This is a genomic window from Alteromonas sp. KC3 (assembly GCF_016756315.1).
Taxonomy (GTDB): Bacteria; Pseudomonadota; Gammaproteobacteria; order Enterobacterales; family Alteromonadaceae; genus Alteromonas.
Window position 1 is genome coordinate 853,746 of sequence record NZ_AP024235.1, and the last position, 16,079, is coordinate 869,824.

At 44.5% G+C, this 16,079-nt stretch carries 13 protein-coding genes; 7 read left to right on the forward strand and 6 right to left on the reverse strand.

Annotated features, from left to right (window positions below):
• Positions 1-544: 544 nt before the first annotated feature.
• Positions 545-1,474 (forward strand): DMT family transporter, encoded by a 930-nt coding sequence (locus JN178_RS03830; RefSeq protein WP_202263841.1) that lies wholly within the window; start codon positions 545-547, stop codon positions 1,472-1,474.
• Between the two features lie 6 nt (positions 1,475-1,480).
• Here the strand turns inward: JN178_RS03830 and JN178_RS03835 are convergent, their stop codons facing one another.
• From JN178_RS03835 to JN178_RS03845, 3 genes are read right to left on the reverse strand one after another with little or no spacing between them, the layout of a single operon-like run.
• On the reverse strand, positions 1,481-2,215 hold the full coding sequence (locus JN178_RS03835; protein ID WP_202263843.1) for a substrate-binding periplasmic protein: 735 nt from the start codon (positions 2,213-2,215) through the stop codon (positions 1,481-1,483).
• A gap of 4 nt (positions 2,216-2,219) precedes the next feature.
• Positions 2,220-5,102, reverse strand: coding sequence for an ATP-binding protein (locus tag JN178_RS03840; RefSeq protein WP_202263846.1), 2,883 nt, complete (start codon positions 5,100-5,102; stop codon positions 2,220-2,222).
• A gap of 3 nt (positions 5,103-5,105) precedes the next feature.
• Positions 5,106-6,293, reverse strand: coding sequence for an ABC transporter substrate-binding protein (locus tag JN178_RS03845; protein ID WP_232369686.1), 1,188 nt, complete (start codon positions 6,291-6,293; stop codon positions 5,106-5,108).
• A 343-nt stretch (positions 6,294-6,636) separates the two neighbouring features.
• Here JN178_RS03845 and JN178_RS03850 point away from each other — a divergent pair, with 343 nt between their 5' ends.
• Positions 6,637-7,140 carry a 3'-5' exonuclease gene (locus tag JN178_RS03850; RefSeq protein ID WP_202263849.1) on the forward strand — a complete coding sequence of 168 codons (504 nt, stop codon included), beginning with the start codon at positions 6,637-6,639 and terminating at the stop codon, positions 7,138-7,140.
• Positions 7,141-7,153: 13 nt separating this feature from the next.
• On the opposite strand, the gene JN178_RS03855 is transcribed toward JN178_RS03850, so the two are convergent.
• On the reverse strand, positions 7,154-7,624 hold the full coding sequence (locus tag JN178_RS03855; protein WP_202263852.1) for a hypothetical protein: 471 nt from the start codon (positions 7,622-7,624) through the stop codon (positions 7,154-7,156).
• A 270-nt stretch (positions 7,625-7,894) separates the two neighbouring features.
• On the opposite strand from JN178_RS03855, the gene JN178_RS03860 reads away from it, so the two are divergent.
• Positions 7,895-8,413 (forward strand): hypothetical protein, encoded by a 519-nt coding sequence (locus JN178_RS03860; protein ID WP_202263855.1) that lies wholly within the window; start codon positions 7,895-7,897, stop codon positions 8,411-8,413.
• 113 nt (positions 8,414-8,526) lie between these two features.
• Here JN178_RS03860 and metK read toward each other — a convergent pair whose 3' ends face one another.
• A complete protein-coding gene (gene metK, locus JN178_RS03865; RefSeq protein ID WP_159623878.1) occupies positions 8,527-9,672 on the reverse strand; it encodes a methionine adenosyltransferase in 1,146 nt (381 codons plus the stop codon).
• Between the two features lie 398 nt (positions 9,673-10,070).
• Here metK and tkt point away from each other — a divergent pair, with 398 nt between their 5' ends.
• The 4 genes from tkt (at position 10,071) to JN178_RS03885 (ending at position 15,550) form a co-directional block, all read left to right on the forward strand.
• Positions 10,071-12,062, forward strand: coding sequence for a transketolase (gene tkt / locus JN178_RS03870; RefSeq protein WP_202263858.1), 1,992 nt, complete (start codon positions 10,071-10,073; stop codon positions 12,060-12,062).
• A gap of 19 nt (positions 12,063-12,081) precedes the next feature.
• A complete protein-coding gene (gene epd / locus JN178_RS03875; protein ID WP_202263860.1) occupies positions 12,082-13,092 on the forward strand; it encodes an erythrose-4-phosphate dehydrogenase in 1,011 nt (336 codons plus the stop codon).
• A 145-nt stretch (positions 13,093-13,237) separates the two neighbouring features.
• Complete coding sequence (locus JN178_RS03880; RefSeq protein ID WP_202263863.1) at positions 13,238-14,413, forward strand: phosphoglycerate kinase; 1,176 nt, start codon at positions 13,238-13,240, stop codon at positions 14,411-14,413.
• Positions 14,414-14,650: 237 nt separating this feature from the next.
• Positions 14,651-15,550: a fructose bisphosphate aldolase gene (locus JN178_RS03885; protein ID WP_202263866.1), complete on the forward strand. Its 900-nt coding sequence runs from the start codon at positions 14,651-14,653 to the stop codon at positions 15,548-15,550.
• 73 nt (positions 15,551-15,623) lie between these two features.
• Here JN178_RS03885 and JN178_RS03890 read toward each other — a convergent pair whose 3' ends face one another.
• A complete protein-coding gene (locus tag JN178_RS03890) occupies positions 15,624-16,076 on the reverse strand; it encodes a hypothetical protein (RefSeq protein WP_202263869.1) in 453 nt (150 codons plus the stop codon).
• Positions 16,077-16,079 lie beyond the last annotated feature (3 nt).

Consider the following 16,079-nt stretch of genomic DNA (forward strand, 5'->3'; position numbering starts at 1 on the left):
TCTACTGCATTAGATATTAAATTGGGCCTTCGCTAACTGACGGTGCCTTTTATAAAAACCAGATAGACAAGTACCCCAAATCTCAAGTGTTTGCTGTTTAAGCAGTAGCTTGTTTTCTCATGCAGCTTTGTGATGTTACTCCGTCCATACTTGCTGCGTCGGCTGTGACCTAGAAGATAGAATAAGCAGCTTCGTGACTTCGCCCAACGAATAAAAAATCATTTTAAATCAATGCTGTAAGCCGGTCTTATGCATAATGCCTTTAATTCAACCATTCTAATCTATGTCACACTGTGACACTATAGTGATACCACACGAAATCAACGTTTTTAAATGACTGATTTTGAAGTATTTTTGTGAGTATGGTTTGTTAACTTATCGGCCAACTCCACTCTTTTCTATAACCAAAACTCGGGCTTTTTTTTAATCCTATACGACTCAAAACCGTCTAATCTGCAAATAAAAGCGCCTAGCTACTTCAATACATTATCATGTATATCTGTACTATTTATGTAATCAACTGAAATGACGTAGAGATGCAGATATGATTGTTCAAGCGAGTACAAAGGGGGTCTTGGCTGTCGTGGTTGCCAGTTTTCTTTGGGGGACTACCGGGACGGCAGCGCAATACGCACCAACGATAAGCCCGTTTGCCATTGGCGCATTTGCCATGGGGGTTGGTGGTGTACTCTTATGCTTAACTGCATGGAAAACACTGAAGAAAGACTGCGCTGTCTTGCGCGCTAACCCTTTGGTAGTAATTGCAGGAAGCTGCTGTGTTGCCTTATATCCTCTGGCGTTTTACGCCTCAATGCGACTCTCCGGCGTGGCAATTGGCACGGTTGTTTCTATTGCCACTGCCCCTCTCTTTGCCGCTGTTTTCGAATATCTATTCGGCAAAAAAAAGGTGTCTTTTAAATGGGTGGTCAGCTTCGTTTTAGGCGCGGTGGGAATTGTGTTGCTAAGCACAGGAAAATCGTCAAGTGTGGTGATGCTACCAGAGACAGAATACAAACAACATGCGGGGATAGTACTGGGGCTGGTAGCGGGAGTAACTTATGCCGGGTACTCGTGGGCAGCCAAGCAACTCATTAATGCTGGAGGGCACTCTAAATCTGCTATGGCGAGTCTTTTTGGCTGTGCCGCTTTACTGTTATTGCCCTCTTTGTATTTCACTGGTGAGCGCTTATTTGCCACACCTATCAATACTAGTGTCGCGCTTTACATGGCGGTCGTACCCATGTTTTTTGGGTATGTACTCTTTGGCTTCGGGTTGCGTTTCATCGAAGTCAGTCAAGCTACATTAATTACGCTCATTGAACCTGTTGTTGCAACGTTATTCGCGATTTTTCTTATTGGCGAAACCTTCTCTGCGCTTGGGTGGCTGGGAATGGCAATGGTGTGCCTGTGCCTCGTCATACAAACAATCAGGTTTCCGCAGCGCTTCAGCCTTAGTAGTACAGTTGCAAACTAAAGGCCGCTATAATGAAAAGTCGGCGTATTTATCGAGTATGGCTTGTATTTGGCCTGTTTCCTGTAAATAGTCTATTGCGTTATTAATGCGGCTTAGTTTGTCTTTATGACGGTTATGAACTCTCAACGCTAACGAACCTTGGGTATGTATTGGGCCCAACGCAATCTTAACTTTGTGTTTTGCCGACCAATAGCGAGCCGCCGCTTCTTCCATAATGATTACATCTATACGCTTTTTGCCTAAGGCTTGCATTAATGTGCTTTCAGACTGGAAATCGAGGCGGTCGAAGTGTTTGTCATTGAAATAGACGTAGCCTGATATCGTGCCAACAGGGTTGCCATAAATACGTTCAATATCCGCATACAGGTTCTGCTTTTCTGGCAAAGTAATAAAGTACTCTGTGACGGTGAGTATAGAATGAGAGAACGTAAAGTCACCTTGAGGCTCTCCTTCAGGCAACCATCCCGGGCTAAAGAAATCGAAATCTAGCTTACCAGTATTAAAGGCCACCATAGCGCGTTTTGTCGACAACATCACTTTTTCAGTTTTAATGCCAGCACGTTCCATAATTAGCGGTAAAATTTCAACCAATATGCCTTTTCTTGCAGCATCTACTGCGTTTTCATAAGGGACGGAACTGCCTGAGGTACCCAAATTATACTTCAGCACAGCGTCTTCACCGGCTGTGCTGAAAGCAACAAGGTATAACGCCAATGCAACTAGAACCGCCTTCAAAATCATAATGCTATGTTACGCCCATATCTTGAGTTTCTTGACCTGAATCAGGTGCGCTTGCCCAATACTCTACTTTTTCTACAAGATCGCCTGCCTCAAAGGGTTTGCTAAGGTAATCATTCATGCCTGCTGCTTCACAGCGCTCCTTATCCCCTTTCATTGCGTTTGCCGTTAGCGCTATTATTGGAACGTGTTTGTAACGCTCTCCCGCTTCACCTTGTCTTATACGTTGAGTGGCTTCGAAACCGTCCATTTCTGGCATTTGGCAGTCCATTAATATAACGTCGAATGTGGGCTTCATTTTTATAAGTGCTTCTAAGGCCTCGCGACCTGATTTTGCGCTTAACGTGGTGTGGTGATTTAGATGTTGCTTAACAATAATCTGGTTAATGTCATTATCTTCCACAATAAGTATTTTGCGCTTTAGGGCTTTGTCTGATGCGGTTGTAGCCTTAGTGCGTGCAGGTGCAATGGCTTCTTCACTTGCCTCTTCTAGCGCTACGCAAAAACTGAAGGTACTGCCTTTACCTTTCTCGCTATGCACATCAATATTGCCGCCCATGAGTTCACATAACTGCCTGCTAATTGATAGACCAAGGCCTGTACCACCAAATTTTCGTGTGGTAGAGAGATCTTCTTGAGTAAAGACGTCAAAAATAGTTTGTTGTTTTTCTTTTGCAATACCAATACCCGTGTCACTTACGCTACACAAGAAAGACAGTTTGCCATCAGGTCGAGACTCTAGGTTAGCCGTCACTGAGATATTGCCGTTTTCAGTGAATTTAACCGCGTTACCAATTAAGTTAGTTAATACTTGTCTTAGCCTTACTTCATCGCCTAGGACCACGTGATGATTCAGTAGGTTAAATTGAAAATGTAGGTCTAGCCCCTTTTCTTGACACAATATGGCATACTGGCTGTGAATACTTTCAAGCGACGCCTCTATATCAAAAGGGGAGTGTTCAATCTGAAGTTGACCTGCCTCTATTTTCGAGAAATCCAGTATGTCGTTGACGATATGCAATAAGCTTTGAATACTAAAATTAGCCAGCGACAGGTAATGTTGTTGTTCACTGTTTAGCTCTGATGATTCAAGTAACTGCAGTACCCCGGAAATACCGTGAATTGGTGTTCTAATTTCATGACTCATACTTGCTAGAAAGCTTGATTTTAAACGTACCGATTCTTCCGCTTTTTCCCTTGCTTCTTGCAGATATTGTTCAGTCTGACGCTGCTGCGTTACGTCCTGCTGGAAACCAATATAATGTGTCACTTCTCCATTTATGGTTACTGGCGTCAGGTTGAGCCTATTGTAGAACGCATCTCCATTTTTCTTATAATTCAACAAAGTAATTTCTATGGGTTCTCTTTTGGCTACTGCTTGACGAACAGCGTCAATATTGAGGGCATCAGTATCTTGCCCCTGCATTGCTCGGCAGTTATTGCCTATGATTTCATCTTTGTTGTAGCCCGTTAACTCCTCAAATGCGCTATTGACGTAAATGACGGGTTGGCCGGGCTGACGAATGTCAGAGATGATTATTGAGACCGTTGCTTCATCGATGGCGTGGCTAAGAATTTGAACATTACTTTCAAGAGAGCGTTGCTTGGTTTCGTCTCCACCTACGTAAATTGTCCCCCTGTTTATACCATTAACATCAACTAATGATGTTTTGGTCCATCTCACAAATAGCTGTCCATTACTTTCAGATAAATGTGTTAATTCAATGGCCTGAGAAGAACTTAAGGCGAGATCAATGCGCTCTATGAGCTCGGGCTTAGTTTCCCGCTGGCCGTCACAAAAGCTATCAAAGCGCTTGTTCGATAGCATGATCTGCCCTTCTTGATCGATAACAACAAGCATGTCGCCCATCGATTCGAGTACATTGGAGAATTGTTCATTAGATAATGATACTTCAGAAAGATCCCAGATTAGCTTATCAAAAGCTTCCCGTATGTCTGCAAGCTCCTGTGCCTCTATAGTAGTTTGAGTTTGGGGGGCAATATTGTCGTGCTTCAATCTGCCTTTGATGTCACGATACAGTGCCGACAGGGTGGACTCTGCCAGTGCGGCGGTGACTTTTAGCATATGGATAATGATGAAAACGAAGCCCACGATCATTGAAAGTAACACAACGCTGATGCCAGCAACTTCTTTGTAGACCGTTATCGTAGGTTTTACACTATACAGCGTTAAATTACGCCATTTGGCTTGCTTTAACGAATACCCATTTGAGTCAAATTCGCTAAGCAAAGAGTTAGGCTTTATTACAGTGGGCTGGCTACTAAATAACACTCTACCGTCGCTATCGCTGACCAACTGATTAGTCAACCGAGGGTAAGGTGCCAATAACGACTGTAAACTATCGACATACATAACCAGTGCGCCTTCAGCGACACCGCCAAGCAATACCGGCACACTAATCAGTACGCCATATTGGGAAATAGATGAATAAGGTATTGAGGAGCCAAGTGTTTGCTGACGCCAGGCAGTGTCAAGTGTGCTTGGTAACACCGCATCCCAATTCTTATCAATAATTTTATTGCCAGCAAAATCGTACAACGCAAACTCGACGGTTTTCGCTTGGGTTAGGTTCAGCGAGCGAAAAAACATTGGCAAGTAGTTGTCACGCTGCTGTAAATCGACAAATGCGTTGATGATAATGTCGTTGGCAGCCAAATCAGCTAGCTGACGTGTGGTGTCATTGACAATGAAAGTAAGGTCTTGCTCTAGTCCATCGACTGATTCTTGCTGCAATTGCTCTGCTTGAGTAACCACATAATGGAACGAAATGGCAAACAACACCAAAGAAGCAAATAACACTAGGGCAATCAGCCGTGGGAGCATGCTCGAGAGAAGGAGTGTCCTTAACCTCGGTCGCTGTTGCTGCATGTATTAATCCATTATTTCTAGATGGCCCTGTTCGTTGAATTTCGTCATGAAATAGTCGTCTGACCAAAGCGCATCATGTTTTTCTTGAGTAAATGGCGGGGTGTAAACTTTTACCGCGCCTTCTACGTTTTCAAGAGACTCAAGTGCCTCTCGCAGTTTATCTACTCTTATACTAGCAGCTTTCTCAGCCGCGGCAGCAATTAAATGCGTTAGGTCAAAAGCGTGAGCAAGCCCAGTTACACCGTTAATAGTCGTCTTATCAACTATGCCGTATTTCTTATAATAGGCATCGAGAAGCTGTTTGGCTTTTTCCGTTTTAGGCTTACTGAAATGAAATGTTTGAAGCACTGAAATATCAAAACTTCCTATAGGTGTATTAAGCTTCTCAGCAAGCTGCCCAGAAGCAATACCCCAATGGGATATTACTGGCATAGAGGCAATGCCTTGCTGCGCCATTTCATCTAGCACTACGACGCCTTCAGGTACATTGGTAACCAATAAAATCGCTTGGGCCTCACTATTCTTTATGGCAGAAATATCTTCGGCAAAGCTTTTTTGTTGCCAATTAATCCAATGAATTGACGTTATTGTAATGCCTTGCTGTGCAGCAGCTTTCTTAAGCGATGCTAAGTTAGAACGCCCCCAACCCGTTCGCTCTAAAACCAAAGCAACGTGCTTTATGCTTTTTTGCTTCGCGTGCTGGATGAGTACTGAGGCCGCCTCAGAATCTCTTACCGATACGCGAAAAATATTGTTAGGGCTATAACCGTTGTCAATAATAGGTGTACCCGCTGCCCATGGAACCAACATCAGCACATTATTTCTGTGTATTGCTTCTACTTCAGCAAGAACCACAGGTGTGTGCACGCCGCCAATAACCGCAAGCAAGTTAGGGTCTTTGCTTACTGTTTCAATATTGTGTAAGCCTCTAGCTGGATTACCTCGATGATCTTTGGTGACAACGGTCAAATGTCTTCCCAATACACCGCCACGGGCGTTTATTTCATCAACCGCTAATTCGACGCCACGCTTAATCGCAATACCACCCTCAACGGCAACGGCAGTAAAATCTGCATCGATAGCAATGACTAACGGCTCTGATTGCGATTTCGCGTGAGGGGAAGTCGCTACAATAAAAAATGTAAGTAAGAAAATGATAAGTGACGTCGAGCGCATAATATTGCTATCCAAAAAACCTTCCCCAAGTGTATAGCATTGGTTTGTGCGTGTTTAATAAGTTACATCATCCTTTAGTATAGACTTAGCCTAAAGTTTTGGATGTTTATTCATACAATTAACGGTTTTTTAAAGAGCTGTTAAAGGTTTTGACGTATTAGGTGTAAAAAGTGGCATGATTCTACCATTCGCTTATATCTTCGTTGTGTGAAGAAGGTCATTCTTTATTACCCATTGTCATGACCATCATGCGATATGAAATGTGCAAGAATAAGCTGTTTACATACACTAAGTATTACGTTCAAAGCTGTTGAGAATAGTGGGTGGCTCACAGCAATGGGTATCACTGGGAGAAGGTGTGGGAAAAAAGAGTCTGCCGTCAATTGTCGATGTTGAAGCAAGCGGTTTTGGCGCAGTGAGTTATCCTATTGAGATTGGCATTGTGCGCTATGATGGTGCAAAGTGGTGTAAGTTAATTCGTCCTTTTGACTCATGGGTTCATTGGGATAAAGAGGCTGAAGCCTTACACGGCATCTCACAGGCGATGTTACTTACCAAAGGCGTAGACCCAGTCAAAGTCTGTCACGAGTTAAATCACTTCTTGGGAAATACGATGGTGTACAGTGACGGCTGGGTAGTAGACAACCCATGGTTGATAAAGCTCTTCTCGGCGGCGCAAGTAGAAATGACGTTCTCGTGCCGCGCACTGGAGTATATACTTAGCCAAACGCAAATGGAAAAGTGGCATGAAGTAAAATCTGAACTTGCACAAAAACTCGACACTAGACGACACAGGGCAAGCGCAGATGCATTTCTTATCCAGCAGACCTATGCTGAAACACGTGAATATTCAAACGGTTAGCCACAATGCCGTTTTAAAAAAGATAGTGCACGCCAAGTGATAAGGCCATGTTCTCTTCTTCGCCCACTTGTCTGTGTTCTATTTCTACCGCCATATTTAGCCCCTGATTGTGACCCAATAGCCATCCTAATCGCGTAAATGTGCCTACATCATTGGGCAAATAGAGCCATTCCGCATAATGCTGAAAGGCCGTGTTATTGGTTTTGTAAGTGGCATATACCGATTGGGGGAGGTGGGTATCAAAACGCCTGCTTGCGCTAAGGGTACTTTGCGAACCTGTAGGGTAGGTGAAGCTATTGTCATAGTAATGTGCCTCAGTGGTAGAGCGGACCCGATATTGGGTCTGAAGCTGCCACTTGGCTACTTTTTCACTTTTAAAATAAATAGGACTGTAAGACGCATTAGACACGTCTGCGACTGCGTTTGAAGAGTACAGATTCGACAACAATAATGACAAACATGTGAAGCTTATAGCTGCTTTCATGGCATGCGACCCAAGTTGTTTAGTGAGTGCTTGTTTATGTGTCCAGCGTTATTTCTGACCACCCTGTCGGAACCATTTTTGTAATTGATGCTAGAGCCACCGCGCCACAACTTATCGCAATGTACTATCACACTGTATAAGCATAGCTGTAAAAAATAGATCATAAAAATAAACTTGATGAATTTTTCATTCGTGAACTAGTTTTAAAGATACAGGGTTATTTTTATCGTTTTAAATAAGCCCGCCATCATTGAACGGAGGTCTTTTGAAATGCAAACGGAATGGGAATTCGAAAGAAAGTTTATGGTCACTTTTGTACCAGAGGGACTATTGGATACACGAACTCCTGTCGACATACGCCAAGGCTACCTATCATGCGAACCCGATAAACACATATGTTTGCGAGATGAAGGTGGTAAATTCAGTATGGCGGTGACGCAGGGTATTGGATTAAAGCACAGGGAAACGCGTATTGAACTGTCGGCGTCTCAATTTAATGATTTGTGGCCACTCACTCAAAAAATGCGTGTAGAAAAGCAGCGCTATCGCATAGACTTCTACGGCGCGCAATTGGTGATAGACGTATTCACAGGAACGCTTGCGCCACTTAAGTTAGTTGAAGTCGAGTTTGATAGTGAAATCAGCAGTCGTCAGTTTTTACCTCCTGATTTTGCTGATATAGAAGTTACGCACCGCAAGGAATTTCAGAACATTGCGCTAGCGCGCTTTGGTCTACCAGACAGAATCATTTCCCCCAGTTTTAATGAAAGCTATCGACTGTTTGTATGAGCCTTTGCAAAATTAAGTGATAAAAGTGTAGCTAAGTGATAAAAGTGTAGCTATAAAACACAGCCATAAAAAAAGCAGCCAGTTGGCTGCTTTTCTCTTTAAACGACAACAAATTACAGTGACGCTTTCAATGCTTCTGCTTTGTCTGTTGCTTCCCACGGGAACTCGTCGCGACCAAAGTGGCCGTACGCTGCAGTAGGACGGTAAATAGGGCGCTCAAGATCAAGCATTTGAATTAGGCCGTAAGGGCGCAGGTCGAAGTGCTCGCGAACTAAAGCAACTAGCGTTTTTTCATCAACCACGCCAGTGCCAAAAGTATCAATGCTGATAGACGTTGGCTCTGCAACGCCAATAGCGTAAGACACCTGAATTTCACAACGCTTAGCAAGACCTGCTGCAACAATATTCTTGGCAACATAACGGCCTGCGTATGCTGCGCTGCGGTCAACTTTTGAAGGATCTTTACCAGAGAACGCACCACCGCCGTGACGAGCCATGCCGCCGTAGGTATCAACGATGATTTTACGACCTGTTAGACCACAGTCGCCCATTGGGCCGCCGATAACAAAGCGGCCAGTAGGGTTAATGTGAAAACGCGTATTGGCATCAATCCATTCGCTTGGCAGAACAGGCTTGATGATTTCTTCCATTACCGCTTCACGAACCTGCTCGGTAGTGACCGAGTCGCAGTGTTGGGTTGAAAGCACTACCGCATCAATACCAACAGGTTTGTCGTTTTCATATTTAAATGTAATTTGGCTTTTCGCATCTGGACGCAAAAAGTCTAACTTGCCAGACTTGCGTACTTCGGCCTGTTTTTGAACAAGACGGTGAGAATATGTGATTGGTGCCGGCATTAATACGTCAGTTTCGTCACTGGCGTAACCGAACATTAGGCCTTGGTCGCCTGCACCTTGTTCTTCTAAACTCTCTCGGTCAACACCTTGATTGATATCAGGTGACTGTTTACCAATAGCATTCAATACAGCACACGAGTCTGCATCAAAACCCATATCAGAATGCGTGTAACCAATTTCTTTTACTGTGTTACGGGTAAGCTCTTCAATGTCTACCCATGCTGAGGTGGTCACTTCACCACCTACTAAAACCATACCGGTTTTTACATACGTTTCGCAGGCCACCCGAGCGCGCGGATCTTGTTCTAAAATAGCGTCAAGAACGGCATCTGAGATCTGATCAGCAATCTTGTCCGGATGCCCTTCAGACACTGACTCGGATGTGAATAAATGCGTGGCCATAAATGCTCCGTAAGCGTTAAATTATCAAAATAGTCGTATATTGTACTAAAACAAGTTATAAATACCAGTCTTTACTTCTAGACGTCTAAAAGTCTCTTCGTTACGAATTGTTGACATAACCCGATCACTTTTGGGGTTATTTCGATACAGAACAAAGAGATTGTAGTATTTAAGGTAATCGGCAGTGTCCAGCGCTTTATAAGCTAAATAGATGTTTTTGGATTTACTTTCGACAATGGCAATGAAAATCCATTGAACTGAAAGGTGGCATGGGTAAGAATACCCCCACATTCAAAAGTGCCTAGAAGTAGATCAATAGCAGATAATTGGTGTGCCTTGGTGCTCAAACCAACATACTACTGCGGTACTTAAAGATACAAAATAAATCAGGAGACAACATGCCCTCTCGTCGTGAACTCGCCAATGCTATCCGTGCATTAAGCATGGATGCCGTTCAACAAGCTAAATCTGGTCACCCAGGCGCCCCAATGGGGATGGCTGATATTGCGCAGGTACTATGGGGTGATTTCTTATCACATAACCCTGCAAACCCGTCATGGGCAAATCGCGACCGCTTTGTTCTTTCAAACGGCCACGGCTCGATGCTGTTGTACTCTTTACTTCATTTGTCAGGTTACGAACTGCCAATTGAAGAGTTGAAAAACTTCCGTCAGCTACACTCAAAAACACCAGGTCACCCAGAATACGGTTATGCACCAGGTGTAGAAACGACCACAGGCCCGTTGGGTCAAGGTATCAGCAACGCAGTAGGTATGGCGCTTGCTGAAAAAGTGCTTGCCGCACAATTTAACCGTGACGGTCACGACATTGTTGATCACTACACTTATGCATTTATGGGCGACGGCTGCCTGATGGAAGGTATTTCACACGAAACTTGTTCATTGGCTGGCACACTAGGCCTTGGCAAACTCATCGCGTTTTGGGATGACAACGGCATTTCAATTGATGGTGAAGTAGAAGGCTGGTTCACTGACGATACACCAGCACGCTTTAAGAGCTACGGTTGGGAAGTGATTGAAGGTGTTGACGGTCACGATGCAGAGCAAGTTAAAGCGGCTATTGAAAAGGCGCAAGCGAATACTGCTCAGCCTACGCTAATTTGTTGTAAAACCACCATTGGTTTCGGTTCGCCTAACAAAGAAGGAACCGAGTCTTGTCACGGTGCACCACTAGGTGAAGATGAAATTGTTGCTACTCGTGAAAAGCTTGGCTGGAGCCACGGTGCGTTCGAAATCCCAGACGATATCTATGCGGGCTGGGATGGTAAAGACAAAGGTTCAAAAGCAGAAAGCGCATGGAACGATGCCTTCGCTGCCTATGAAGCTGCCTATCCAGAACTTGCTGCAGAGTTTAAACGCCGTATTAATGGCGAACTGCCAGCAGACTTCAGCGATAAAGCTGACGCTATCATTGCTGATCTTCAAGCAAACCCACAAAACATTGCTTCACGTAAAGCGTCGCAAAATGCACTGAACGCATTTGGCCCGTTACTGCCAGAACTATTAGGCGGCTCAGCAGACCTTGCAGGTTCTAACCTAACCATTTGGGAAGGCAGCAAGGGTGTTGAAGCAAACGATGCATCAGGTAATTATATTTACTACGGCGTACGCGAATTTGGTATGTCTGCCATGATGAACGGTATTGCGCTTCACGGCGGTTTTAAAGCATACGGTGCAACCTTCCTAATGTTTATGGAATATGCGCGTAACGCGGTACGTATGGCAGCACTAATGAAGCAGCCTGCTATTTTCGTTTACACTCACGACTCAATTGGTTTGGGTGAAGATGGCCCAACGCACCAGCCGGTAGAGCAGGTAGTAGCGCTACGTGCTACGCCTAATCTTGATAACTGGCGTCCGTGTGACCAAGTTGAATCGGCGGTGTCGTGGAAGTCAGCAATTGAGCGTACAGACGGCCCAACAACCCTAATCTTTACGCGTCAAGGCCTTGCACAGCAAGAAAGAAATGCTCAACAAGTTGCTGATATCGCGAAAGGCGGCTATGTACTTAAAGATTGTGAAGGTACGCCTGAACTTATTCTCATTGGTACGGGTTCAGAGGTTCAGCTTGCTGTAGAAGCTGCAGCTAAACTTACCGAGCAAGGTAAAGCGGTACGCGTAGTGTCTATGCCATCTACTGACGTATTTGACCGTCAGTCTGCTGATTACCGTGAAAGCGTATTGCCATCAAGTGTTGTTAAACGCGTTGCGGTAGAAGCGTTGTCGAAAGACAGCTGGTACAAGTATGTTGGCTTTAATGGCGCGATTGTAGGTATGGACACCTTTGGTGAGTCTGCACCTGCAGGTGATTTGTTCAAGCATTTCAACATTACCACTGACGCTGTAGTAGAGGCTGCACTGTCTCTGTAAGAGGTAAACAAATAAGCCTATGGTAAATATTGCCATTAATGGGTTTGGTCGTATTGGTCGCAATGTATTGCGTGCACTTTATGAAAGTGGGCGCAATAACGAATTTAATGTTGTGGCCATTAACGACATTGCCAAGCCAGAAGGCATTGCACATTTACTTAAATACGATACCGCCCACGGGCGGTTCCGTTTTGATGTGGCCTTAGAAAATAACACGCTTAATGTCGCTGGCGACGATATTACGTTGCTGGCTATCAGTGACATTACCGATCTGCCATGGAAAGAACTTGGCGTAGATATTGTGTTGGAATGCACAGGTAAGTTTGACGATAGGGCATCAGGGCAAGCCCATCTAGATGCAGGTGCTGGTAAGGTGTTGTTCTCCTCTCCGGGCTCCCCCGATTTAGACAATACCGTTATCTTCGGTACAAACGAAGACACATTGACCAGTGAACAAAAATTAGTCTCTAATGGTTCCTGTACCACTAATTGCATTGTGCCCGTCATCCAAGCACTTGATGCAGCCTTTGGCGTTGAGAGTGGTACGATCACTACTATCCATGCCTCTATGCATGACCAGCAAGTCATCGATGCATACCATGAAGATTTACGCCGAACTCGCGCGGCGAGTCAGTCAATTATTCCGGTTGATACACGCCTTGCTGCGGGTATAGAGCGCATTCTGCCTAAGTTTGCCGGTAAATTCGAAGCTATTGCTGTGCGCGTCCCAACCATTAATGTAACGGCCATGGACTTGAGCGTTACATTGAGAAGTAAGGTTACGATTGAAGACGTAAATTGCGCATTAAGGCAAGCAAAAGACGGTCGTTTACACGGTATTTTGGACTACACTGAAGAACCGTTAGTATCAGTAGATTTTAATCATGACCCGCACTCGTGTATCGTAGATGGTACACAGACAAGGGTCAGTCACAAGCAACTGGTTAAAACACTGGTGTGGTGTGACAACGAATGGGGTTTTGCAAACCGTATGCTCGACACAGCTAAAGTAATGTTCGACGCAAAATAAGCATTGATGCTGCCACGGGTTGGTAGCACCAGCCCGCGCAGCTTTCACAGTTAATTAGAGTGTGTACACCACTAGGGCATGAATAGTCTCATGCACCATAATGGTTCGCACACTCACCTAAATTTTAAATTAACAAGGAAAGACAATGGCAATTCCAAGCATGAACGATATGGCACTTAACGGTCAACGCGTTCTTATTAGACAAGATCTAAACGTACCAGTAAAAGACGGTAAAGTGACTTCTGATGCGCGTATCAAAGCATCGATTCCTACTATTAAGGCGGCGCTAGAAGCGGGCGCGGCAGTAATGGTGATGTCTCACCTAGGGCGTCCAACTGAAGGCGAACCCGCCGACGAATTCTCTCTTCAACCCGTAGTGGATTACCTGAACGCCGCGTTAGACGTACCTGTAAAGCTTGTGAAAGACTACCTTGATGGCGTACAGCTAAACGATGGCGAGTTAGTTATTCTTGAAAACGTGCGTTTTAACAAAGGTGAAAAGAAAGACGACGAAACCCTAGCGAAGCAGTATGCAGCCCTTTGCGATATCTTCGTTATGGATGCATTCGGTACGGCGCACCGTGCGCAGGCGTCGACTCACGGCGTAGCAAAGTTTGCACCGAAAGCGTGTGCTGGCCCGCTACTTGCTGCAGAATTAGATGCATTAGGTAAAGCGCTAGATAACCCTAAGCGTCCTATGGTAGCAATTGTAGGTGGTTCTAAGGTATCAACTAAGCTAACTGTACTTAAATCACTTGCCGAAAAAGTTGACCAGCTAATTGTAGGTGGTGGAATTGCTAATACCTTCATTGCAGCGCAAGGCCACAATGTCGGTAAATCACTCGTTGAAATGGACTTGGTTGAACAGGCCACGCAATTGATGAGTGAAGCGCAAGCAAACGGCGGCAATATTCCTGTACCGACGGATGTTGTAGTGGGTAAAGCGTTTGATGAAAATACAGAAGCTACGCTTAAAGTCGTGTCTGACGTTGCTGACGACGACATGATTTTCGACATCGGCCCAGACTCATCAAAAGCGCTCGAAGACATCATCAAAAATGCCGGAACCATTGTATGGAATGGTCCAGTAGGTGTATTTGAATTTGAACAGTTTAGCGCAGGAACTAAGGCATTATCTGAGGCGATTGCCGCGAGCGATGCTTTCTCTATCGCTGGTGGTGGTGATACACTTGCCGCAGTAGATAAGTACGAAATTGCAGACAAAGTGTCTTATATTTCAACCGGTGGTGGTGCGTTCCTTGAGTTTCTTGAAGGGAAGACGTTACCCGCTGTCGCGGTACTTGAAGAAAAAAATAAATAGATTAAGCGCGAATAATAATAAAAATGGCTTAATTCGGCGGTATAACCATTACTTACATGCATAGCAGGTAAAGTTATCGCCATAAAAACAAAATGAGCTGCGCTTTTAACAGCAATCATAAGCGCAGCCTTTAAATCGGTAACGATTTTACTGACGATACAGTGACGTACGTCGGCACATAATTATAAACCCTACACCTGCCCATAGTGGCAGATACAATACGAAAGGAGTGTTGCAATGGCATCACAAGCTCAGCAGGCAATGCTGGATAAATTAAAGACGCAAACCGGTTTTATTGCAGCGTTAGATCAAAGCGGTGGCAGTACACCAAAAGCACTACGTCTTTACGGCATCGAAGAATCTGAATACAGCTCAGATGAAGAGATGTTTAACCTTGTTCACGAAATGCGTACTCGCATTATCACCAGCACCCCTTTTAGCGGCGAACGCGTACTTGGCGCTATCTTGTTTGAAAATACCCTCGACAGAGAAATTGAAGGCATGTCTACTGCACATTACTTATGGCAGAAAAAGCGTGTGATTCCGTTTTTGAAAGTGGATAAAGGGTTAGCAGAAGAGAGTAACGGCGTACAGGTTATGAAACCAATGCCTGGCTTAGATGCATTGTTGGCAAAAGCAGTAGCGCAGGACGTATTTGGTACTAAAATGCGCAGCGTTGTAAAGCTAGCTAACCATCAAGGCATTAAAGACGTTGTAGCACAGCAATTTGAAGTAGGTAAACAAATTCTAGCTGCTGGATTGGTGCCCATTATCGAACCAGAAGTCGATATTCACAGCCCACAAAAAGCAGAAGCAGAAGCATTGCTTAAACTTGAAATCCTTACGCAGCTTAACCTTTTGAACGAAGGCCAAGAGGTTATGTTGAAACTGACGCTGCCAACAGAAGCGAACTTCTACAAAGAGCTTGTAGATCACCCTCGAGTGCTTAAAGTAGTTGCACTTTCTGGCGGATATAGCCGAGAAGAAGCAAACGCTAAATTGTCTGAAAACCAAGGTATGATCGCGAGCTTTTCTCGTGCGCTTACACAAGGTGTTTCAGCACAACAGACACAGGAAGAGTTTGAAGCCACATTAGATGACGCTATTGAAGGTATTTACCAAGCGTCTAAGTCTTAACACTTATAGTTGTCGCTAAAGGGAAGAGAAACACTCTTCTCTTTAGCTTATAGATAGGCTTTTAGCGGCGCAGTCACTGAGCAGTAAAATTAAATTGTTCAAAAAAGCCGATAGCCTCTTCTTTATCAAACCTAATCTCCCTCTCTTCTATAGCGCAAAGCGCGTCCTTCACATTGTCAAAAAAGGCGAAAGGAACTTCAGCTAGTTCGTAACACAAGCTTATTTGCTGCTTAATGGTAAGCATAATATCGGTATCAAGGATCACCACAGCCAAAAACGATAGGCCGCGACGCTTTCTTATGCGAGTTTGTTTTACAAAGATGTCGAAAGTAGATGGCGGCATAATACTTTCACCATACAAACAGCTTACTTGTGCCCATTGTGAGCCTTCCTCAAATTGTGAGATGTTAGAAGCCATTCGGACGACACCGTTTTTCATGGTCTCGTCATTCCATGGACCTCGTGCCGAAAAGAGTAATAGTTGGTGTGTGACAAAGGTTTCAAATTCACCATGTGGATTGTTCATTCA